The sequence below is a fragment of the Xanthomonas sp. fls2-241-TYG-148 genome (genome assembly GCF_030208815.1).
Classification (GTDB): domain Bacteria; phylum Pseudomonadota; class Gammaproteobacteria; order Xanthomonadales; family Xanthomonadaceae; genus Xanthomonas; species Xanthomonas campestris.
On sequence record NZ_JARVTE010000004.1, the window covers coordinates 182,784 to 203,676 of the forward strand.

The 20,893-nt window shown below is 66.4% G+C and carries 16 protein-coding genes; 7 read left to right on the plus strand and 9 right to left on the minus strand.

Features of this window, described 5'->3' with window-relative positions; genetic code table 11:
• Window position 1 precedes the first annotated feature (1 nt).
• On the minus strand, window positions 2-922 hold the full coding sequence (gene prmA / locus QRM60_RS08790; protein ID WP_115556884.1) for a 50S ribosomal protein L11 methyltransferase: 921 nt from the start codon (window positions 920-922) through the stop codon (window positions 2-4).
• A gap of 462 nt (window positions 923-1,384) precedes the next feature.
• On the opposite strand from prmA, the gene QRM60_RS08795 reads away from it, so the two are divergent.
• Window positions 1,385-2,290, plus strand: coding sequence for a hypothetical protein (locus QRM60_RS08795; RefSeq protein WP_115556882.1), 906 nt, complete (start codon window positions 1,385-1,387; stop codon window positions 2,288-2,290).
• Complete coding sequence (locus QRM60_RS08800) at window positions 2,287-2,652, plus strand: hypothetical protein (protein WP_011035763.1); 366 nt, start codon at window positions 2,287-2,289, stop codon at window positions 2,650-2,652. The genes QRM60_RS08795 and QRM60_RS08800 overlap by 4 nt, the downstream gene beginning before the upstream one ends.
• A gap of 629 nt (window positions 2,653-3,281) precedes the next feature.
• Here the strand turns inward: QRM60_RS08800 and accC are convergent.
• From accC to QRM60_RS08835, 7 genes are all read right to left on the minus strand, one after another.
• Window positions 3,282-4,649, minus strand: a complete 1,368-nt coding sequence (gene accC / locus QRM60_RS08805; protein ID WP_014509173.1) for an acetyl-CoA carboxylase biotin carboxylase subunit — start codon at window positions 4,647-4,649, stop codon at window positions 3,282-3,284.
• Between the two features lie 42 nt (window positions 4,650-4,691).
• A complete protein-coding gene (locus QRM60_RS08810; RefSeq protein ID WP_238152258.1) occupies window positions 4,692-5,018 on the minus strand; it encodes a four helix bundle protein in 327 nt (108 codons plus the stop codon).
• A 77-nt stretch (window positions 5,019-5,095) separates the two neighbouring features.
• Window positions 5,096-5,578: an acetyl-CoA carboxylase biotin carboxyl carrier protein gene (gene accB / locus QRM60_RS08815; protein WP_011035766.1), complete on the minus strand. Its 483-nt coding sequence runs from the start codon at window positions 5,576-5,578 to the stop codon at window positions 5,096-5,098.
• Between the two features lie 78 nt (window positions 5,579-5,656).
• On the minus strand, window positions 5,657-6,103 hold the full coding sequence (gene aroQ, locus QRM60_RS08820; RefSeq protein WP_115571983.1) for a type II 3-dehydroquinate dehydratase: 447 nt from the start codon (window positions 6,101-6,103) through the stop codon (window positions 5,657-5,659).
• An 840-nt stretch (window positions 6,104-6,943) separates the two neighbouring features.
• On the minus strand, window positions 6,944-9,250 hold the full coding sequence (locus tag QRM60_RS08825) for a protein-disulfide reductase DsbD (protein WP_228418638.1): 2,307 nt from the start codon (window positions 9,248-9,250) through the stop codon (window positions 6,944-6,946).
• A gap of 5 nt (window positions 9,251-9,255) precedes the next feature.
• Entirely contained in the window at window positions 9,256-9,588 is a 333-nt protein-coding gene (cutA, locus tag QRM60_RS08830; RefSeq protein ID WP_115571981.1) for a divalent-cation tolerance protein CutA, read from the minus strand.
• A 591-nt stretch (window positions 9,589-10,179) separates the two neighbouring features.
• On the minus strand, window positions 10,180-11,970 hold the full coding sequence (locus QRM60_RS08835; protein ID WP_285445993.1) for an endonuclease: 1,791 nt from the start codon (window positions 11,968-11,970) through the stop codon (window positions 10,180-10,182).
• 272 nt (window positions 11,971-12,242) lie between these two features.
• Here QRM60_RS08835 and QRM60_RS08840 point away from each other — a divergent pair, with 272 nt between their 5' ends.
• From QRM60_RS08840 to QRM60_RS08860, 5 genes are all read left to right on the plus strand, one after another.
• A complete protein-coding gene (locus QRM60_RS08840; protein ID WP_003483210.1) occupies window positions 12,243-12,530 on the plus strand; it encodes a co-chaperone GroES in 288 nt (95 codons plus the stop codon).
• A gap of 145 nt (window positions 12,531-12,675) precedes the next feature.
• Window positions 12,676-14,316 (plus strand): chaperonin GroEL, encoded by a 1,641-nt coding sequence (gene groL, locus QRM60_RS08845; RefSeq protein ID WP_011035771.1) that lies wholly within the window; start codon window positions 12,676-12,678, stop codon window positions 14,314-14,316.
• A gap of 116 nt (window positions 14,317-14,432) precedes the next feature.
• The gene (locus QRM60_RS08850) at window positions 14,433-14,666 is read left to right on the plus strand and encodes a hypothetical protein (RefSeq protein ID WP_285445994.1); all 234 of its coding nucleotides are present in this window, start codon (window positions 14,433-14,435) and stop codon (window positions 14,664-14,666) included.
• A 309-nt stretch (window positions 14,667-14,975) separates the two neighbouring features.
• On the plus strand, window positions 14,976-15,863 hold the full coding sequence (yghX, locus tag QRM60_RS08855) for a YghX family hydrolase (RefSeq protein ID WP_285445995.1): 888 nt from the start codon (window positions 14,976-14,978) through the stop codon (window positions 15,861-15,863).
• A 770-nt stretch (window positions 15,864-16,633) separates the two neighbouring features.
• Complete coding sequence (locus QRM60_RS08860; RefSeq protein ID WP_285445996.1) at window positions 16,634-19,519, plus strand: TonB-dependent receptor; 2,886 nt, start codon at window positions 16,634-16,636, stop codon at window positions 19,517-19,519.
• Window positions 19,520-19,891: 372 nt separating this feature from the next.
• Here the strand turns inward: QRM60_RS08860 and QRM60_RS08865 are convergent, their stop codons facing one another.
• The gene (locus QRM60_RS08865; protein ID WP_285445997.1) at window positions 19,892-20,710 is read right to left on the minus strand and encodes a pepsin/retropepsin-like aspartic protease family protein; all 819 of its coding nucleotides are present in this window, start codon (window positions 20,708-20,710) and stop codon (window positions 19,892-19,894) included.
• Window positions 20,711-20,893: the final 183 nt, after the last annotated feature.

The following is a 20,893-nucleotide window of genomic DNA, read 5'->3' on the forward strand; positions in this document are numbered from 1 at the left end:
GTCAGTTGCGGCGAACGCCGTCGATGCGTACCCATTCCGCATCGTATTCGCAGTGCAGGTGCTCGAACCAGGGCGTGTAGCGCTGCACCAGGTCCTGCTCCTGGCCCTGCATGATGCCCGACAGCGCAATGCGCCCGCCGGGCGCCACGCGCGCGGCCAGGGTCTCGGCCAGCGCGTCCAGTGCGGTGGCCAGGATATTGGCCAGCACCACCGGGTAGGTCTGCACCGGCTCGTCCTGCGGCAGGTACACCTGCATTTGCGCTTCCATCGCATTGCGCTCGGCATTTTCGGCCGTGGCCAGCAGCGCCTGTGGGTCGTAATCCACGCCCACCGCGTTGGCCGCACCGAGCTTGAGCGCGGCCAGGGCCAGGATGCCGGAGCCGCAGCCGAAATCCAGCACGCTGCGGCCCTGCAACTGGCCCTCGCCGGCCAGCGCATCCAGCCAGCGCAGGCACAGCGCGGTGGTCTGGTGGGTGCCTGAGCCGAAGGCCAGGCCCGGGTCCAGCCGCACCACCGCCGCGTCGGGCGTGGTGGCCTCTTCGGGCAGGTCCTGATTCCACGGCACGATGAAGGTGCGCGCGCCAAAGCGCATCGGCTTGAACTGGTCGATCCAGGCCCGTTCCCAGGCGCTGTCCTCCACGCTGCGAAACGTCGCATGGCGCGTGTCCAGGCCCGGGTCGAAGGCTTCCAGCGCGGCCAGCAGCATCAGCGGGTCGCTGTCGCCGTCGAACAGCGCGGTGAGCGCTGTCTCCTCCCACACCCGCACCTCGCCCACGCCCGGCTCAAGGATGGCGCGCTCGTTGATGGTGCCGGCATGGGCATCGAGCATGGTCACGGCCAATGCGCCCACATCTTCCAGCGCGTTCTCGAAACGGGGCTGGGTGGCGCGGGTGCAGGGCAGGGTCAATTCAAGGAACGGCATCGGGACGGTCGCGGCGGTAAAACGTGCATCGTAGACGATTCGCGCGCCGCGCCCTGAGCGTCGCGTGGCAGCACGGCCCATCGCCTGCGCTGGGAAACGCGTTGTCTGCGGCTGCACGTGTTTGTTCGAGGGTAAGGAGAGCAGCAGCCTTCTGCGTGTGTGGCCCGCTTCGCACCGATCATGTGGATGGAACGAATCACCGAATCACCGAATCACCGAATCCCGAATCCCGAATCCCGAATCCCGAATCCCGAATCCCAAATCGCCAACTCCCAAATCCCAAATCCCAAATCGCTGATTCCCGATTCCCGAATCCCGATTCCCGAATCCCGATTCCCGATTCCCGATTCCCGATTCCCACAAAAGCGCTAGCGCCCGCTTCAGCGCCGACCCGCATCAGCGCCGGTGATAGACTCCGCGCCGTCGCTGCGGGACGTTCCCGCGCCAGGCCTGTTGCCGTCCATGCCGCTCGTTCGTGCCCGCCATCTCTGGCTGTTGCTCGCTCCCGCCGCGCTTGCGGCGGCGTGGTGGCAGGCGCGTCCGCAGACAGCGGGCGTCGTGGAGACCGCGGCTGCGCACGTCGCACCCACAGTCGGCCAGCCGCACGCGGTGCCCGAGCGCAGCGCTGCGTTGCAGCTGGCGCGCGGCACCGCAGGCGAGCCGCAGCAGGACCTCTACCGCTACGCGCAGCAGCTGCAGCAACAAGTGCGCGCCGGTGACGCACAGGCCGGTTGGCGCCTGAGCCGGGTCTACGACTACTGCGCCCCCTATGCGGTCAGCCCGGCTGGCTACGCGGCCGACAGCGCCTGGATCGCCACCCAACCCGCGCCCGGCGTGGCCGCCATGCACGCCGCACGCGAACGTGTGGCGCAGCGCTGCGCCGGCTTTGCGCCCAGCGATGGGCTGAGCCCGCGCGTGGTGGCCCAGCAACGTCAGGCCGCCGCGCGTGCCGGCAGCCTCGCTGCGGAAGCGGCCATGCTTGCGTTGGGCGAACCCTTGCAGACCACGCCCGGCTACAAGCGCGCGCTGGTGCAGCGCGTGCTGGCCTCGCGCGACCCGGAAGCGTATCTGGCGCTGGCGCCGGCGATGGGCGCGCGCGCCAGTGGCGATGACAGCCTGGACGGTTATGTGGCGGGCGATCAGTTCGCCGAGCTGGCCTGGCAGGTCGCTGCGTGCCGGCTGGGCCTGGATTGCAGCGCGCAAAGCACGCTGGTCACCAGTTATTGCGCCAACGCGGGCATCTGCTCGCGCGATAGCGCACAGGATTTCGTGTCGTTCGTATTCGATGCCGCGGTGCCGCGGCAGGGAGCAGACAAGGTGGATGAGATGGTCGATACACTCGTAACGCGGTCGGAGACACAGTCATGAACTATCGTCGGTTGGCGCACGGCGCCAAGTTCTGGTTCTGGGTGGCACTGTTCGTGGCGTATTCGGCCGCAGCGGTGGGCATCGTGATGATCGACACCGCCGATCACCGCTACCAGCCGCTGTCGGTCAAGCGCATCACTGTCGGTGCCGACGCGCAGCTGCGCCAGCACGGCGCCAGCCAGGTGGCCGCGGTGTATCGCGCCAGCAGCGGCATGCCGTTCGCCTCGCTGCCGGCCGGCGCCACGTTCCAGGTGGTGTGGCCGGATGGCTCCACCGAAACCATGACCGTGGTCGACCCATCCTCGCCCAGCGGCGCGGTGCCGGTGCCGGGTAGCCAGCAACCGGCAGCAAAGCGCCGTTGAGTGCCGCGGATGTGCAGTGATGCGCGATTGCGCGTGCGAGCGGCCAATGGCCGCGCACGCGATGCGCTCTACATGTCGAAGCCGGTCACGCAGTTCGGCGCGCAGGCGTGACGCGCAGATCGTTCGCCACGCAGTACTGACGCCTGGCCACGCACGCGAAGCGCTCCATGCGATGAAGCCGGTCACGCAGTTCGGCGCGCAGGCGTGACGCGCAGGTGGTTCGCCACGCAGCACTGACGCATGGCCACGCACGCGATGCGCTCCATGCGATGAAGCCGGTCACGCAGTTCGGCGCGCAAGCATGACGCGCAGGTCGTTCGCCACGCAGCACTGACGCATGGTCACGCACGCGACGCGCTCCATGCGATGAGGCCGGTCACGCAGTTCGGCGCGCAGGCGTGACGCGCAGATCGTTCGCCACGCAGCACAGACGCATGGCCGCGCACGCGACGCGCTTCACGCGATGAAGCCGGTCACACGGTTCGGCGCGTAGACGTGACGCGCAAGTCGTTCGCCAGATAACGCGCCGGCGTAATGCCGCGGCCCCGCAGTTTGAACACCACGCTCCCGGCGCACACGACACGAAAAAGGCGGGTTTCCCCGCCTTTTTTTGGCCAGCGCTACTGCGATCAAACCAGCGCGATGGACTTGTTCTTGCGCTCGGCCAGGCGCTTTTCCAGGTAGTGGATGTTCTGCCCACCGGCCTGGAAGCCCTTGTCGCGCATGATGCGCTGCTGCAGCGGGATGTTGGTCTTGATGCCGTCCACCACCATCTCGCTCAGCGCCACGCGCATGCGCGCGATCGCGGTCTCGCGGTCCGGCCCGTGCACGATCAGCTTGCCGATCATCGAGTCGTAGTTCGGCGGCACCTTGTAGCCGGCATAGATGTGCGTATCCACGCGCACGCCAGGACCACCCGGCGGATGGAAGGCAGTGATCAGGCCCGGGTTGGGCATGAAGGTTTCCGGGTCTTCGGCGTTGATGCGGCATTCGATCGCATGCCCGCGCAACACGATGTCGCTCTGCTTGATGCTGAGCTTGTGGCCGGCGGCGATACGCAGCTGCTCGCACACCAGGTCGATGCCGGTGATGCGCTCGGTCACCGGGTGTTCCACCTGGATCCGCGTGTTCATTTCGATGAAGTAGAACCGGCCGCCTTCGAACAGGAATTCGAAGGTGCCCGCGCCGCGGTAACCGATGCGGATGCACGCATCCACGCACACCTTGCCGATTTCAGCGCGCAGTTCTTCGGTGATGCCCGGTGCCGGCGCTTCTTCCACCACTTTCTGGTGACGGCGCTGCATCGAGCAATCGCGCTCGCCCAGATGGATGGCGTTGCCCTGGCCATCGGCCAGCACCTGGATTTCCACATGGCGTGGGTTCTCCAGGAACTTCTCCATGTAGACCTGATCGTTGCTGAAAGCGGCTTTTGCTTCGGACTTGGTGGTTTCGATCGCCGCCTTCAGCGCGGCCTCCGAATGCACCACGCGCATGCCGCGTCCACCGCCGCCGCCGGCGGCCTTGATGATCACCGGGTAGCCGATTTCGCGCGCGATCTTGGTGTTGGCCACGATCTCATCGCCCAGCGGGCCGCCCGAGCCGGGCACGCACGGCACGCCGGCGGCCTTCATCGCGCGGATCGCCTCGACCTTGTCGCCCATCAGGCGGATGGTGTCGGCCTTGGGGCCGATGAAGATGAAGCCGGATTCTTCCACCCGCTCGGCAAAATCGGCGTTTTCCGAGAGAAACCCGTAGCCGGGGTGGATGGCCTGCGCGTCGGTGACCTCGGCCGCGGCGATCAGCGCCGGGATGTTGAGGTAACTGTCGCTGGAGGCGGCCGGGCCGATACACACCGACTCGTCGGCCATGGCCACGTGCTTGAGGTTACGGTCGACCGTGGAGTGCACCGCGACCGTGCGGATGCCGAGCGTGTGGCACGCGCGCAGGATGCGCAGCGCGATTTCACCTCGGTTGGCAATGACGACTTTATCGAGCATGGGAATAGGGAGTCGGGAATGGGGAATGGGTAGATGCGGGCATCAGGCGGCTCCACGTCTGCGTAGGGCGTTCATCAGTGCGGTGAGCTTGGCGAACACCAGGTCGACCTGACGGCGGACGATCTGGTCATCTTCACTGCGGCTGTAACCCAGTCGGGCGGCGATCTGGACTTGCGTGTCCAGTTCGGAAAGCGATCCACGTGCGATGGATAGAAAACGGGAGTAATCGGGAGTGGAGCGTCGTGCCGCACCTTCGGCGATGTTCGACGGGATGCTGACGGCTGCGCGGCGCAACTGCGCAGTCAGGCCGTAACGCTCCTGGTCGGGAAATACCTCGGTCAGCCGGTAGATCATTTCGACGAGCTCCATGGAATCACGCCAAGCGTCCAGACGTTCGTGAGGCCGCTGTGCCGATTCCCGATTCTCCACTCCCGATTCCCGGCAAATCAGCCAATCACAAACAGCGGCTGATCGAACTCCACCGGCTGGCCGGTGTCGCTGAGGACGGCGACGATGGTGCCGGAGATGTCGGCTTCGATCGGGTTGAACATCTTCATCGCTTCGATGATCGCCAGCGTCTCGCCGGCCTTGACCTGCTGGCCCACGGTGACGAAGGCCGGCTTGTCCGGCGAGGGCGAGGTGTAGAACGTGCCGACCATCGGCGCGCGCAGCACGTGGCCTTCCGGCAAGGCGGCGCCCTGCTTGGCGCCACCGGTGGAGGCTTCGGTGGGCGACTGCATGGGCATGGTGGCCGCCGGTGCGGGCGCGGCGGGGGCCGGCGCGTACTGCTGCATCGGGGCGCTCATCACCTGGGTGCCCTTGGGCACGCGGGCCAGACGCACGCTTTCTTCGCCCTCCTTAATCTCGATTTCGGCGAGATTGGATTCTTCGAGCAGGTCGATCAGTTTCTTGATTTTGCGGAGATCCATAAGGGCCTCTTGAGGTGAATCGGTGGAGAGTGCCGGCGGGTGCCGGCGGAATGGGGTGGGTTTGGCGCGAAGTGCGCGTCAGCTGTCGCGCTCCAGGCGCGCGATCACCGCTTCCAGCGCCAGCCGGTAGCTGTCGGCGCCGAAGCCGCAGATCACGCCGACGGCCTTGTCGCTCAGATAGCTGTGGTGCCGGAACGGCTCACGGGTGTGCGGGTTGGACAGATGGATTTCCACGAACGGCAGGCCAACACCCAGCAGCGCATCGCGCAGCGACACCGAGGTGTGGGTGAAGGCGGCCGGGTTGATCAGGATGAAGGCAGTGCCGTCTTCGCGCGCGGCGTGGATGCGCTCCACCAGCACGTGCTCGGCATTGGACTGCAGGCAGTCCAACGTGTGCCCGGCCGCCTGCGCACGGTCCACCAGCGCCGCATCGATCTGCGCCAGCGTGGTGCGCCCGTAGACCTCCGGCTCGCGAGTGCCGAGCAGGTTGAGGTTGGGGCCGTGCAGCAGCAGCAGGTGGGCCATGACATCCGGAAGAGCGGAAAGGCCGGAAGTCTGCGCGATGCAGGCGATGCTGTCCAGATGGGCGAAGTTATCGATGTTTTAAACAATCGTTTGATTCTTGCGCCACCTCATACCAAGCGTGGACTGGCGGGCTGCGCCGCGCATGTAGCGCTGGTGCGCAGCGTGCTGGCGCGGGCGCGTTGCAGTTCGCTACGCGCATGTGGCCTCAGGCGCTGCACCGAGACCGCACCTGGAGTATCCAGTCTTCCGTGTCGGCGAACCGTGCGAATGCGCGCAGATTGCCGCCCGATGGCAGCAGAGCACGTGTGGGGTGTTCGGGTGCGTTGCCGACCGAATTGGCGCCACAGACCGCGCCTGCCAGCTGTTGGCAGTCCAGGCGCTGAAGCGATGACCTCCAAACACGCGCAGTGCGAGCGCGCTGGGGCAGCGTTTCGCGACCCGATGGCACGCGTCAGGGCAAATCTGTTGCCGACCAGCGTCAGCGTGCGCCACAGACCGCGCGTGCCAGTTATGGGGGGCCTAGGCGCACGGAGCGATGGCATTCCAGGGCTCACCGTGCGAACGCGTTGGGGCAGTGCGTTTGGCTTGAGGCTTGAGACCTGATCGTGCTGGGCGCGGCAGCGCATCACTCAGCGCAGATTGCTGCGCAATGGCAGCAATGGCAGCAATGGCAGCAATGCAGGTGCCGGCTGTTCAAACGCGTGGCCGACTGAAGTAGCGCGGTAGACCGCGCCGCTATCTAGCGGCCACCCACACGCAATGACGCGATGGCACTCAGCTGGTCACTGGGAAACGTGTCACGCCGTGCGCAGCGGCTGTCAGTACTGCTTGGCCGAGGCCTCAGCGCGCTGCGCGCAGCAGCGCGTCTTCGGTGATGGCGCCGGTGAGCACGGTGGGCAGCACCGCCGGCGGTGCGCCGGGGCCGTAGACCACGTACAGCGGCACGCCGACCGCCTGGTGCTGGTCGAGGAAGGCGCTGATCTTCGGGTCGACGTTGGTCCAGTCGCCCTTCATGTAGACCGCATCCACGCGGCGCAACGCGTCGCGGAAGTCGGTGCTGCTCAGCACGTTCTTTTCGTTGGCCTTGCAGGTCACGCACCAGTCGGCGGTCATGTTGACGAACACCACGCGGTTGTCTGCGCGCAGGCGGTCCAGCAACTCGGGGGTGTAGGTGACGCTGCCTTCAGCGGCGGTGGCGCGTGGCAGGCTGAGGCGGGTGACCGCCACCACCGGCACGATCGCCAGCACCAGCATCGCCGCGGCCAGGCCCATGCCCAGGCGATGGCTGTTCCAGCGGCTGCGCTCGAACCACCACAGGCCCAGCGCCAGCAAGGTGGCGCCGACCAGCATCAGCGCCAGCGCATCCACGCCACGCTGCTTGCCCAGTACCCACAGCAGCCAGATCGCGGTGAGGTACATCGGGAAGGCCAGCACCTGCTTGAGCGTTTCCATCCAGGCGCCGGGCGTGGGCAGCCGCCGCGCCAGCGAGGGGATGAAACCGATCAGCAGGAACGGCAGCGCCAGGCCCAGGCCCAGGGTCAGGAATACCAGCATCGCCAGCGGCGCAGGTGCGGTGAACGCATACGCCAGCGCAGTGCCCATGAACGGTGCAATGCACGGGCTGGCGACCACGCAGGCCAGCACGCCGGTGAAGAAGTCGCCCAGCGGTCCGTTGCGCGCGGCCAGCGATTGGCCGATGCCGCCCAGGTTGCTGCCCAGTGTGAACACGCCCGACAGGCTCAGGCCCACCGCGAACATCAGGTAGGCCAGCGCGGCCACGAACCACGGCTGCTGCAGCTGGAAGCCCCAGCCGGCGGCCTGGCCGGCAGCGCGCAGGCCGATCACCAGCCCGCCGATCGCAGCGAAGGACACCAGCACGCCCAGCGAATACCAGATGGCGTGGCTGCGCGCGTGGTTGCGGCTCTCGCCGCTGTGGGCCAGGCCCAGCACCTTCAGCGACAGGATCGGCAGCACGCAGGGCATCAGGTTCAACACCAGCCCGCCGGCCAGCGCCAGCAGCAGGATGGCGAGCAGGTTGCGCTCCAGGTGCGGCGGGCGGCTGCGCTCCGGGTTGCCGGCCGTTGCGTCGGGACCAGGTGCGGCATCTGCAGGCGGTGCTGGCGCCGCGCGCTCGGCGGCCACTTCACCGGCCGACAGCGGCGAGATCAGCAGCGGCGTGGCAGTGGCCTGGTTGTGCGGCGACACCGTGCCGGCCGGCAGGTCCAGGCGCACGCGCCGGGTCATCGGCGGGTAGCAGATGCCATCGGACTGGCAGCCCTGGAAGGTGGCCACCAGCGTCACGCGGGCCGGATCGGGGCGGTCGCGCAGCAGCGGCAGGGTGACTTCGGCCTGGTCGAAATACACCACCACATCGCCGAAGTGCTCGTCGCGGTGGGTGCGGCCCTGCGGCCACCGCGGCAGGCCGGTGCGGATGTCGCTGGTGCCTTCCAGCGACAGCGAGGTGCGGTCGCGGTAAAGGTAGTAGCCGGGGGCCGGGGTGAAACGCAGCAACAGGCTGTTGCCGTCGCCGACGATCGCCTCGAAGTTGAAGGCCTGGTCGGCCGGCAGCGGCAGGGCGTCCACGCCAGCGGTCTGGCCGGGCGCGCCGAACAGCCGTGCGCCACTGGGGCCGCGCGGCACCAGCGCGCCCAGGCTTTCGCGCGGCGGAGCGGCGGTTGGCGCGTCGGGCAGGTCCACGCGCAGTTCGCGGCGTTGCGGCGGGTAGCACACGCCGGCATCGGCGCAGCCCTGGTATTGCACCTGCAGGATCGCGCTGCGCTGGCCGGGCGCGGCCTTGCCGGCCAGGCTGGCCTGCAGCGCGGTGCGGTAGGTCTGCACCTGGCCGAAGAATTCGTCGTGCTTGCTCTCGCCTTCAGGCAGATCCAGCGCACCGGCGGTGAAGCCCTGGCCGGATTTGACGCTGATGCGATGCCGGTACAGGTAGTAACCCGGGGCGATCTTCCAGGTCAGCGCGATGCGGTCACGTCCATCGGCCTTGGCGCTCAGTGCGAAGGCCTGGTCCACCGGCAGCAGGTCTGCCTCGGTAACCGCCTGCGCCGGTGGCGTGGTCAGCAGCAGTGGCAAGGCGACGAACAGGGGCGCGACCAGTACGGCGCAGCGGGCGATCCAGCGGGACAGGGACTTCATGAACGTCAGGATTCCTTGCGGGTTTCGGCACGCACCCAGTCCAGATAGGCCGGCAGGCCGGCGCTGGCCTGCACGGCAATGGCTTCGGGTACGTCGTAGGGATGCAACGCCTGCAGCCGCGCGATGGCGTCAGGCAGGCGGTCTTCCCAGGTCTTGATCAGCAACTGCACTTCGGTGGATTGCTCGATGGCCCCGTTCCAGCGGTACAGCGAGCGTGCGCCGGGCAGTTGGGTGACGCAGGCGGCCAGCCGTTCCTCCAGCAGTGCCCGCGCGATGCGATCGGCGCTTTGGGCATCCGGGCAGGTGCTGAACAACAAATGGAGAGAGGAGGCGCTCATCAGACACGGCAGTGTAATCCCCCAATTGCGGGGGATCGACCGCGCCTTCCGGCACGGCGCCGCCGCTTCGTGCGCGATCGGGGGCTTGATTCAGCATGGGGACGCCCGGGCGTTGGCAGGTTGGTAGTGGAGCGGGGCGATGTGGGGCCGGGGGCACGCGACCTGGGGTCCTGGCTGGGCAACCGGGATCGATGCTTCATCGGACGCCAGGGCATTGTCGGCCCGACGGTCAGCGCGGCGATGCCGGCTAGGGCGCAACTCAGGCGGCGCATACATCTGCCGAAGCAGGGTATTGCGCTGCTGGCGAGACCTGACCTTGGTAGTCAGGCCGTCGAGGAGATTGCATTTGGATGGATGCGTGCTTTGGTGTGCCGAAGACCAGGCCGCCGCCGCTGTGCTCAACAAACGATGACAAGGCGGGCTGCGTCGCCCAGCAAAACACCCTTGCACTTCGAACCGGCGACGTAACCCCCAGCCGGCCCTACGCCAGGCACGCTTCCGCGATGTTCCAGTGAGGCGCGCCCGGCGGAACCCTGGCCGCCGGGCGCACACCGCACCGGCCCGACGCAGTGCGCGCCGGGGCGGGATGGATCAGTTGGCCAGCTGGCAGCTGGCCGGCTTGGCCGAGGTGAACAGGCTGGAGGTGGCCCATTCCGGGTGATCCACAAACGGGTTGCGGTTGCCCTGGAAGCTGAAAACCACCTGGTTGCGAGCGCGTTCGGCGTCGTCCGGCGGGTCGGCCTGGTGCCAGGCCAGCAGCGTGGACAGCAGGCCCATGTAGGCCGACGAGGCCGAGGTCTGCACGATCCGGCTGCGATCGTCGGTGAGCTCCAGGTCCGGCTCGGACTGCCCGGTGGCCGCGTCAGTGCCGCCTTCATAGCGGATCGCCATGTACATCACCGCGCGCGCCATGTCGCCCTTGCGCCGGCCCCACACCTCGAAGGTGCCGCCATTGCCGTCCGGTGTGCGCACCCAGTTGGAATTGCCCGGGTAACGCCCGCTGCCACCGCCGCTGCCGTCGTTGACCTCGGTCACCCGCTCGCCGCAGCTGCTGGTGCAGGCGGCATAAGGCTTGTTGCCGCGGTCGGCATTGAAGGTGGTGTCGGTCAGATACAGCATGTGGGTATCGGTGTAGGGCGCGTACGGCAGGCCGCGGTCGCCGGTGGCGCTGCCGAAACCCAGCGAGTTGGGCCAGGTGTGCTCGCGGTTGTAGGTGAGCCCGCTGCCGGTGCCGGCCCGGTCGCTGACCTTGGCGTAGCTACGGTTGCGATAGGCGTCCAGGATCCGCCCGCTGTTGTTGGGGTCCTCGTCGGCCATCTCCAGGATGGTCCAGGTGCTGGTGCCGGTGCCGCTGTACGGGTAGACCGTGTGGCCGCGGATGGTGGCGTTGAGCGAGCAGCGCAGCTGGCTGGGGCTGGTGGTGTTCACCCGCGAGTAGTAGCCGGTGCCGCCGCCGCTGGCCGTGGCCACGGTGAAGGCGATCGACTGATTGCCGGCCGGGCTCAGCCCGCTGGCGTCGCGGATGGCGCTGGCGGTGATGGCCAGGGTGCAGCGTTCGCCGCCGACCAGGGCGGTATTGGTGGACAGGGTGAAGCGGGTGCCAGTCGTCGGGTAGCTCAGCGCCACCGTGCCGGAGCTGGCGCAGCTCAGCGCGAACGCGCCGCTGCTCAACGTGACCGCCTCGCTGAAGCCCACGGTCAGGTCGCCCGCCGCCGGGAAACCGGTGGCGCCCTGGGTGGGCGTGGTGCTGGTGATGGTGGGTGCGCCGGTGGTGCCGCCACCGCCACTGCCGTTGAAGGTCTGGCCGCGGTTGCAGGCGCCGAAGGTCTGCGCCGACGAACCGGCCCAGCTGAAGTTGGCCGCGCTGCTGCCGGTGCCAGTCAATTGCAGCGAGCTGCCCACCGCGCTGCTGTTGCTCTCGCTCACCGGCAGGTTCTGGCTGGTGACGCCGGCGGCCGGGCCACCGCTGCCGGTGATGGCGCCTTCGTAGCTGAGGAACTGCACCAGTTGCCCGCTCGGGTCCACCAGTGCCAGGCCGTCGTTGGGGCCGTTCTGCACGCCGTTGCTGGCGTAGCTGACCGTGGCGATGCGCACCTGGCTGCCGCAGCTGACCACGCTGCCGGCCGGTACCGCCGTGTTGGCGTAGCTCACCGCCGCGCTGGGCGCGCTGCCGTTGTAGAGATAGATGCGGTAGCCGCTCAGCGACTCGCCGGCGGTGGCCACCACTTCCACGCCTTCGCCGCTGTCGCCGGAGGCGCCCGCGTCGTCGTAGTGCAGTTCGTTGATGAACACCGCCGCGTGCGCGGAGGGAACGGCCAGCGCCACGGCGCAGGCCAGGGGGAGCGCGCAGCGCAGGAACACAACTCGGGACGGCAACCTCATCGACAGCTCCTTGTGATCGGGGAATGCGGTCCCGACTGTAGAACCAACGCATGACAATCGTTGGTACCTGGTTCCATTTCGTCACCGCGCATGGGTGCGTCAGCGAAAAAATTTTGCGCCTGGCCCTTGAAAGCCGCGCGCCCAGCACAATCTCTGGCCCGCACCCGCTTTGTCGGGTTTTTTCCGCGCGCTGTGCTGGCAGTCGTCACATACGAGTGCTAACATCGCCGATAATTTCCAGACCAATCAATCACTTAAGAGGGTCTTTCTCTATGAGCATCAAGCCGCTTCACGACCGCGTTGTAGTCAAGCCGATCGAAGCCGACGAAGTTTCCGCCGGCGGCATCGTGATCCCGGACTCCGCCAAGGAAAAGTCCACCAAGGGTGAAGTCGTCGCCATCGGCGCCGGCAAGCCCCTGGACAACGGCAGCCTGCGCGCGCCGGTGGTCAAGGTTGGCGACAAGGTCATCTACGGCCAGTACGCCGGCAGCAGCTACAAGTCCGAAGGCGTCGAGTACAAGGTGCTGCGCGAAGACGACATCCTGGCGGTCATCGGCTGATCAGGCGCTATGCGCCGGGAATCGGGAGTGGGGAATCGGGAATCGGTAGAGCGGCCAACGCCCTCGCCATCCCACCCAGCCCCGATATCCGCCTTTGATTGACCGATTCCCCATTCCCCATTCCCAATTTCCGGAGTTTCAACTAATGGCTGCTAAAGACATTCGTTTCGGTGAAGATGCGCGTACCCGTATGGTGCGTGGCGTCAACGTTCTCGCCAATGCCGTGAAGGCAACCCTGGGCCCGAAGGGCCGCAATGTCGTGCTCGAGAAGAGCTTCGGCGCGCCGACCATCACCAAGGACGGCGTCTCCGTCGCCAAGGAAATCGAACTGGCTGACAAGTTCGAGAACATGGGCGCGCAGATGGTCAAGGAAGTGGCTTCCAAGACCAACGACAATGCTGGCGACGGCACCACCACCGCCACCGTGCTGGCCCAGGCCCTGATCCGCGAAGGCGCCAAGGCTGTGGCCGCCGGCATGAACCCGATGGATCTCAAGCGCGGTATCGACCAGGCCGTCAAGGCCGCCGTCATCGAGCTGAAGAACATCTCCAAGCCCACCACCGACGACAAGGCGATTGCCCAGGTCGGCACCATCTCGGCCAACTCGGACGAGTCGATCGGCAACATCATTGCCGAAGCGATGCAGAAGGTCGGCAAGGAAGGCGTGATCACCGTTGAAGAAGGCTCGGGCCTGGAAAACGAGCTGGACGTGGTCGAGGGCATGCAGTTCGATCGCGGCTACCTCTCCCCGTACTTCATCAACAACCAGCAGAGCCAGTCGGCCGATCTGGACGACCCGTTCATCCTGCTGCATGACAAGAAGATCTCCAACGTGCGTGACCTGCTGCCCGTGCTGGAAGGCGTGGCCAAGGCCGGCAAGCCGCTGCTGATCGTCGCTGAAGAAGTCGAGGGCGAAGCCCTGGCGACGCTGGTGGTCAACACCATCCGCGGCATCGTCAAGGTCGTGGCCGTCAAGGCACCGGGCTTCGGCGACCGTCGCAAGGCGATGCTGGAAGACATGGCCGTGCTGACCGGCGGCACCGTGATCTCCGAGGAAGTGGGTCTGGCCCTGGAAAAGGCCACGATCAAGGATCTCGGCCGCGCGAAGAAGGTGCAGGTCTCCAAGGAGAACACCACCATCATCGACGGCGCCGGCGATTCGGCCACGATCGAAGCCCGCGTTGGCCAGATCAAGACCCAGATCGAAGACACCTCGTCCGATTACGACCGCGAGAAGCTGCAGGAACGCGTGGCCAAGCTGGCCGGCGGCGTTGCAGTGATCAAGGTCGGCGCTTCGACCGAAATCGAAATGAAGGAAAAGAAGGCACGCGTCGAAGACGCCCTGCACGCCACCCGTGCAGCCGTTGAAGAAGGCGTTGTCCCGGGCGGCGGTGTTGCCCTGGTGCGTGCGCTGGTGGCCGTCGGCAACCTGACCGGTGCCAACGAAGACCAGACCCACGGCATCCAGATCGCTCTGCGCGCCATGGAAGCCCCGCTGCGCGAAATCGTGGCAAACGCCGGCGAAGAGCCGTCCGTGATCCTGAACAAGGTCAAGGAAGGCACCGGCAACTACGGCTACAACGCGGCCAACGGCGAGTTCGGCGACATGGTCGAATTCGGCATCCTGGACCCGACCAAGGTCACCCGTTCGGCGCTGCAGAACGCAGCCTCGATCGCCGGCCTGATGATCACCACCGAAGCCATGGTGGCCGATGCACCGAAGAAGGACGAGCCGGCGATGCCGGCCGGCGGTGGCATGGGCGGCATGGGCGGCATGGATTTCTGATCCAGCCCCACTGGTTGTTGCTTCAAAAAAGGACCCCGCCGAAAGGCGGGGTTTTTTTTATGGGCTGCGGTTGGAGTTGCGCACTGCGACTGGGCGGTGGAAAACGCGTTTGCGCCGTGCTGATGATCGCCACAGATGCCGTGGTCGCGGATGCAGTGAAGTGGGGCGAGCTGGTGATGCCTGCTGGCGGTGGCGTGGTCGCGCGGGCGCGCATGAGTGAAGCGGAGTGCGACTCGAGCCACTTGCCTGTTGCATCAAAAAAAATCCCGACGAGAAGCGGCGTTTTTATGGCCGTGGCTGCACTGATGGGCTGCGCTTGCGCGGTAGAAAACGCGTTCGCGCCCTGCTGATGAGGACCACCGAAGCGTGTTGGCCGATGCACCCGAATATCGGCGAGATGGTAATCGGACAGCGCGGGTGTCGTGCTGACGCCGATGGTGCTGGTGATGCACAGAAGGTGTGGCAGCAGTGAGCGGCGGCTCGCTGCGGGGGGGCGTGACGCTAACGGTTGTGGCCGCGCATGCAGCGCAGGCGTGCTTGCAGCCCTGCGGGCACGGCGGCATGCTCGGCCGAACGTGTCGTGCATGTTCCCCATGCGGCTTTCGATGCGCGCCGCCCGCGTACGTACGTGCACACACCTCGTCATCCAGGAGAACGCCATGCGCCGTCTGACCGCTCAGGAGTTTCATCCCGATCTGCTCGCGCTGTACGACGGGTATGTGCACGGCACGCTGAGCCGTCGCGACTTTCTCGATCGTGCTGCGGCCTTCGCGGTGGCTGGGCTGAGTGCGGCCACATTGCTGGAATCGCTGAGCCCCAACTACGCGCTCGCCACGCAAGTGGAGTTCACCGACCCGGACATCGTGGCCGAGTACACCACCTATCCCTCGCCCAATGGCCATGGACAGGTGCGCGGTTATCTGGTGCGCCCGGCCAAGGTGACCACACCGGTGCCGGGTGTGGTGGTGGCGCACGAGAACCGCGGCCTGAATCCCTATATCGAAGATGTGGCGCGGCGCGTGGCCAAGGCCGGCTTCATCGCATTGGCGCCCGATGGTTTGAGTTCGGTTGGCGGCTATCCCGGCAACGACGAGAAGGGCCGCGCGCTGCAGCAGCAGGTCGACCCCACCAAGCTGATGAATGACTTCTTCGCTGCGGTGGAATTTCTGATGCGGCCCGAGAGCAGCACCGGCAAGGTCGGCATCACCGGGTTCTGTTACGGGGGCGGCGTGGCCAATGCCGCCGCTGTGGCGTATCCGGAGCTTGCGGCCGCCGTGCCGTTCTACGGCCGCCAACCGACCGCCGAGGAGGTCGCACGCATCCGTGCGCCCTTGCTGCTGCACTACGCGGCGCAGGACGAACGCGTCAACGCCGGCTGGCCAGCCTACGAGGCCGCGCTCAAGGCGCAGCAGAAGGCCTACGAGGCCCATGTCTACCCCGGCACCAATCACGGCTTCCACAACGATTCCACCCCGCGTTACGACAAGGCCGCCGCCACGCTGGCCTGGGACCGCACGATCGCGTGGTTCCGCAGGTATTTGGTTTAGGGAGCGAGCGGGGAGAGGCGTGCATGACGGTCATGCCGTGCACGCGCCACGATCGTGTCGTCCAGAGAAGCCCCTTCGCCGGCCGATCGCCGATAGCCCACACAGAAGCCATGCCCCGGTAGGAGCGCGCTCGCGCGCGAGGAAGCCTTACCGGTAACGCCCCATCGCGCCCAAGGGCGCTCCTACGAAGCGCGCGGCGTTGCAATTGGCCAATGACGTCCTGTCTGCATCGAAGGAAGGTGGCACGCCGCGCCGATGAGGTTGCGTGAGAAGCCACGCCTACTGCTCATCGCTCAGCGCCCGCAGCAACAGCTACTTGATGGCAAGAACGCTTGCCCTAAAAGCGCCCACGATCATCTCGTTGAGCAACGCACTCTGCGTCTATCCGCACATAGCCATGCAGAAGCCATGACCCGGTAGGAGCGCGCTTGCGCGCGAAGAAGCATTACCGGTAACACCCCATCGCGCCCAAGGGCGCTCCTACGCCGTGCGATGCGTTCAATTGGGCAGTGAACAGCAGGAACCGCGCAATCCACTCGCGGCCCCAACCGTGTACAGCCGCCCGAAATACCGCAGAGCGCGAAACAGATCACACTTGCATGACAGGGTGTTGACACCGATGTCATCGCCGCCCTAGCGTCGCTGGGCAGGCGCTTGCGCCGAGCGGTCGGGGGGCCATCGGACAGGGGCGGCGATGCAGTGCATCGCTCGCAGGCGTCATTGCAGCAGCACGCCACGCCGGCATTGTCCGGCTTTCTCCCGGGGATCTTATGAACTGCCGCAGTCATCGTCTTGCCTTGTCGATTTCCCTCTCGCTCGCGCTGGGCGCCGCCGTGCAACCGGCCCGCGCTCAGCAAACCGACGCGGACAGCCCGCGTGCCACCTCCACGCTGGACGCCGTCAGCGTCACCGGTTCGCGCATCAAGCGGGCCCAGGTGGAAGGTGCGCAGCCGGTGGTCACCATTTCCGCGCAACAGATCCAGCAGGAAGGCTTCGCCACCGTCTACGACGTGCTCAACAGCATGAATCAACAAGGCTCGGTGGAAGCCGACACGCAGTGGGGCTCGCACACGCCCAATGCCTCGCCGATCAATCTGCGCGACCTCGGCCCGGGGCGCACGCTGCTGCTGGTCAACGGCCGCCGCGTGGCCGACTACCCACTGCCCTACGGCGGCGAAAGCAACTTCTCCAACTACAGCAATATTCCCTCCGCCGCGGTGGAGCGCATCGAGATCCTCACCGGCGGCGCTTCGGCAATTTACGGCTCCGATGCCGTGGCCGGCGTGGTCAACGTGATCCTCAAGCGCGATTACCAGGGCGACCAGGTGCGCCTGCGCGGAGGCACCGCCACCGAGGGCGGCCGCGACAGTTTCGATGTGTCCTGGGCCGGTGGCCGCACCGGCGAGAACTGGAGCCTGACCTACGCGCTGCAGGCGACCCGGCGCGACCCACTGAGTGGGCGCGACCGTGCACAGATGGACGATTCGGACGACATGTCCTATTCCAACTGGACCGGGCAAAACCGCCTGTACGGGTTCAACCCGTTCACCGGCCTGAGCCTGGTCGATGCCAACACCAACGAACGCCTGGCGCCGCCAGCGGGCACCTGCGCGCGCTTCGGTGGCGAATTCGTCGATGCCTCGCGGCTGAGCTACAACCAGAACACCGGCGCGCTCACCAACGCCGGCGATTATTGCGGCATGGCGCGCGATTACGCGGACTGGGGCCTGGTCACCGGCAGCGAAGATTATTCGGCGTATCTCTACGGCACCTGGCGCTTCGGCGAGCACACCGAAGCCTGGGCCACGTTCTCGGCCAACCGCAGCATCGGCCGCTGGACCTACGACCCGCCGTACGCGTATCTGGGCCCGTTCCAGGATGCCGATACCGGCCGCTCGTTGTATGCGATTCGCCAGATGACGCGCCGCGAGGCCGGTGGCTGGGACCGCCTGGCCAACTACAACAAGGAACAATCCTGGGACCTCAGCGCTGGCCTGCGCGGCGTGTGGGCCGACCGTTTCGATTGGGAACTGAGCGTGGGCCGCTCGCGCTACACCGTGGACGAATACGTGCGCACCGTGGACACCGCGCGCGCTACCGACTATTTCCTCGGCAGCCCGTTGGGCACCGCCGCCGATGGCAGCTCCATCTATGCGGTCAACACCGCGCGCTGGTACGCGCCGCTGTCTTCGGAGCAATACGATTCGTTGGTGGTGAAGTCGCACAACTCGGCCTATTCGTGGGTGAATCAGGCCGCTTTCAGTCTCAGTGGCGATCTGTTCCAGGGCTGGGCCGGGCCGATCCGCTTTGCCACCGTGGCCGAAGTGGCCAAGCAGGGCTACCAACTGTCGCCTGACCCGTGCGCCAACGAGTGTTACCCGGTGGACGTTGTCGACAGCGGCGGCGGCGAACGCCTGCGCAGTTCGGCCGGGCTGGAATTGCAGATCCCGCTATTGTCCACGCTGAGCGCCAACATCGCCGGCCGGTACGACCGCTATGGCAATTACCGCTCCTCGGCGGTGCAGACCGAAGTCGGCACGCAAAGTGACACCACCTGGAGCGCCGGCCTGGAGTGGCGGCCCATCGATAGCCTGCTGTTTCGCAGCACGCTGGCCACCAGCTTCCGCGCACCGGACATGCATTACGTGCTCGGCGAACCCAGCTCCACCAACCAGACGGTGATCGACCAATACCGCTGCATTTCCTCCGGCGCGTATCTGACCGGCAGCTGCAACGACGAGAACAGCAACATCTACTACACCGTGGATGTAAACCGCCGCGGCACGCCGGATCTGCGCTCGGAAACCGGGCGTTCGTTCACCGGCGGCGTGGTGTGGGATATCGCGCAAGGCCTGTCGTTGAGCGTGGATTACTACCGCATCCAACTGGAGGAAATGATCAAGGATCTGGATCGCGACGAGATCCTGTCGGCCGAAGCCGGCTGCCGCACCGGCACCACCGTCAGCGGCGGCGCCTGGAATAATCCGGGCGGGGCAGGCTATTGCGACACCATCACCTCGCGCGTGCTGCGCAATGCCGACGGCACCATCGCCAGCATCGAGCGCGGCCCGATCAATCTGGCGCAGATGGAAACCTCCGGCATCGATGCATCGCTGAAGTACCGCCTGAGCACCGCCGGCTGGGGCAACTTCCAGTTGTCGCTGGACTACAACACCCTAATCGCCTACCGCGAGCAGATCTACCGCACAGACAGCGACGAAAACCGCCGCGACGAACGCGTGCGCAGCCGCGTGCGTGGCAGCGTGCATTGGGACAACGGCGGCGCCTGGGACTGGACGGTGTATTTCCGCCGGCTCGGTTCGATGCGTGCAGTCAACTGGGGCACCTGCGCACGCTTCGACGATGGCTACCAGCCCAGCGCCGCCGACGAATGCCTGGTGACCGATACCGCCAACGTGCATCTGGGTGAAACCAGCAAGCGCTACTTCGGCCGCGTGGGCCCGGCGATCTACTGGAACCTGAGCACCGGCTACAAGATCACCGACCACGCCAAGGTCAACTTCTACGTCAACAATGTGTTCAACGAGGTGGGTTACGAGAACAAGGAGCGCTTCTACGGCTACGGGTTCTACAACACCACGCTGTTCAACCCGATCGGCCGCGAAGTGGCGGCGGAGTATGTGTTTACGTTCTGAGTTGCGGTGAGCGCCTCCATGCTACGTCGCGATGGCGTGGCATGGAGGATGGCCGGAGTGCGTAAACGGATGCGGTTGCGGTGGGATTGGCGGTTGGAGTCTCGCGTTGGCGAGCGCCGCAACGGGATTCGTTATTAGGGATTGGGGAGTTGTGTGGGGCGGCGTTGCGCGACGTTGCGACTGCCGCAATCGCATGGCATCTACAGCTGTGCAGCTGAGTTAAGCGCGCGATGTTTGGCCGCGTGCTTTCATGCACGCGATGAAACTGAGTTGAGCAGCATTTTCAGGATGCATGCTTGCAGGAAAAGAGGGTAGGCAGCTACGCGCAGCCTCTGCATCAGCCGTGGCAGTGGCCGCACAGCAGTTGCCGTCTCAGGTAGTGCCGTTGCCCAGGCACACCAGGCGCGCGCCAGCAGGGATCTGCACTGGCGTGTCGCGCAGCAGATCGATGCCCAGAATCACGGCCGGGCGCGTGTGCAGCTGCATCACCTTGAACACCGGCAGATCGCTGACGCGGACCTCGCCTGCACCGTGCGACCACGTGCCAATGCGCAGCGACGGCAAGGTATACAACCAGGTCGGCACGCTGGCTGCGCCGAGCCCGCGAGTGCCGGTGGCACGCGGGCGCAGCCGCGCATCGCCCTCGGCCAGACCCAGCGCACGGACTGCCGCAGTATTGAGCACGCTCTGCGCCGCGCCGGTATCGATGATGGCCAGTGCCTCCGCCGGCGTGCCCGTATCGCCCTGCAGCTGCGCCTGCACGATGCCGAAGCGCTGCAGCATCGCCGGGCGATCGGGCAGCGCATTGGCAATGCAGCCACGCGTGTCGAGCGTGCCGGGCGGCGACAACGTGAGCTGCCCGGCGGGCAGGTCGAAGCGGGTGTCGAAACGGCCCAGGATGTCGTTGCCCAGAATGCCGTCGATGCCGGTGCCGGCCTTGCCGCCCAGTGCGGAGAGGTCGGTCACCATCAGGCTGGCTTTCAACGCCAGGCTGCCTGTCTGTAGATCGAGGCTACCCGTGCGTTGTGGCGCCGCGCTGCTGCCGCCGGCCCCATGGATCACATTGTCGTGCTGCGCGCGGTCAATGACCTGCGCGGCCTCGGCCACGGACAGATCCAGCACGGTGGCACCGGCCGCGGTATCCACCACAAAGCTCAAGGGCCGCGCGATGCCGACGATCTGTACCTGCACACGCGGGTGCTTGCCCTGCAGGGTTAACGGGATTTGGTGCGTCTGTGCCTGCGTCGGAGCGGGCGCCGCAGCCAGCAGCCCGCTGGTCCCTGCGACGCAAAGGCCAATCAAAAGACTCCAGGAATGCATGCGAATGGCGGCACGTCCGTGTGGGTGACGCGCTGATCCTACCGCGCGTTCACC

What these genes read in the sequence shown, in the direction of transcription:
- prmA (WP_115556884.1), bottom strand. Translation starts at nt 922, where the DNA reads ATGCCGTTCCTTGAATTGACCCTGCCCTGCACCCGCGCCACCCAGCCC.
- QRM60_RS08795 (WP_115556882.1), top strand. Translation starts at nt 1,385, where the DNA reads ATGCCGCTCGTTCGTGCCCGCCATCTCTGGCTGTTGCTCGCTCCCGCC.
- QRM60_RS08800 (WP_011035763.1), top strand. Translation starts at nt 2,287, where the DNA reads ATGAACTATCGTCGGTTGGCGCACGGCGCCAAGTTCTGGTTCTGGGTG.
- accC (WP_014509173.1), bottom strand. Translation starts at nt 4,649, where the DNA reads ATGCTCGATAAAGTCGTCATTGCCAACCGAGGTGAAATCGCGCTGCGC.
- QRM60_RS08810 (WP_238152258.1), bottom strand. Translation starts at nt 5,018, where the DNA reads ATGGAGCTCGTCGAAATGATCTACCGGCTGACCGAGGTATTTCCCGAC.
- accB (WP_011035766.1), bottom strand. Translation starts at nt 5,578, where the DNA reads ATGGATCTCCGCAAAATCAAGAAACTGATCGACCTGCTCGAAGAATCC.
- aroQ (WP_115571983.1), bottom strand. Translation starts at nt 6,103, where the DNA reads ATGGCCCACCTGCTGCTGCTGCACGGCCCCAACCTCAACCTGCTCGGC.
- QRM60_RS08825 (WP_228418638.1), bottom strand. Translation starts at nt 9,250, where the DNA reads ATGAAGTCCCTGTCCCGCTGGATCGCCCGCTGCGCCGTACTGGTCGCG.
- cutA (WP_115571981.1), bottom strand. Translation starts at nt 9,588, where the DNA reads ATGAGCGCCTCCTCTCTCCATTTGTTGTTCAGCACCTGCCCGGATGCC.
- QRM60_RS08835 (WP_285445993.1), bottom strand. Translation starts at nt 11,970, where the DNA reads ATGAGGTTGCCGTCCCGAGTTGTGTTCCTGCGCTGCGCGCTCCCCCTG.
- QRM60_RS08840 (WP_003483210.1), top strand. Translation starts at nt 12,243, where the DNA reads ATGAGCATCAAGCCGCTTCACGACCGCGTTGTAGTCAAGCCGATCGAA.
- groL (WP_011035771.1), top strand. Translation starts at nt 12,676, where the DNA reads ATGGCTGCTAAAGACATTCGTTTCGGTGAAGATGCGCGTACCCGTATG.
- yghX (WP_285445995.1), top strand. Translation starts at nt 14,976, where the DNA reads ATGCGCCGTCTGACCGCTCAGGAGTTTCATCCCGATCTGCTCGCGCTG.
- QRM60_RS08860 (WP_285445996.1), top strand. Translation starts at nt 16,634, where the DNA reads ATGAACTGCCGCAGTCATCGTCTTGCCTTGTCGATTTCCCTCTCGCTC.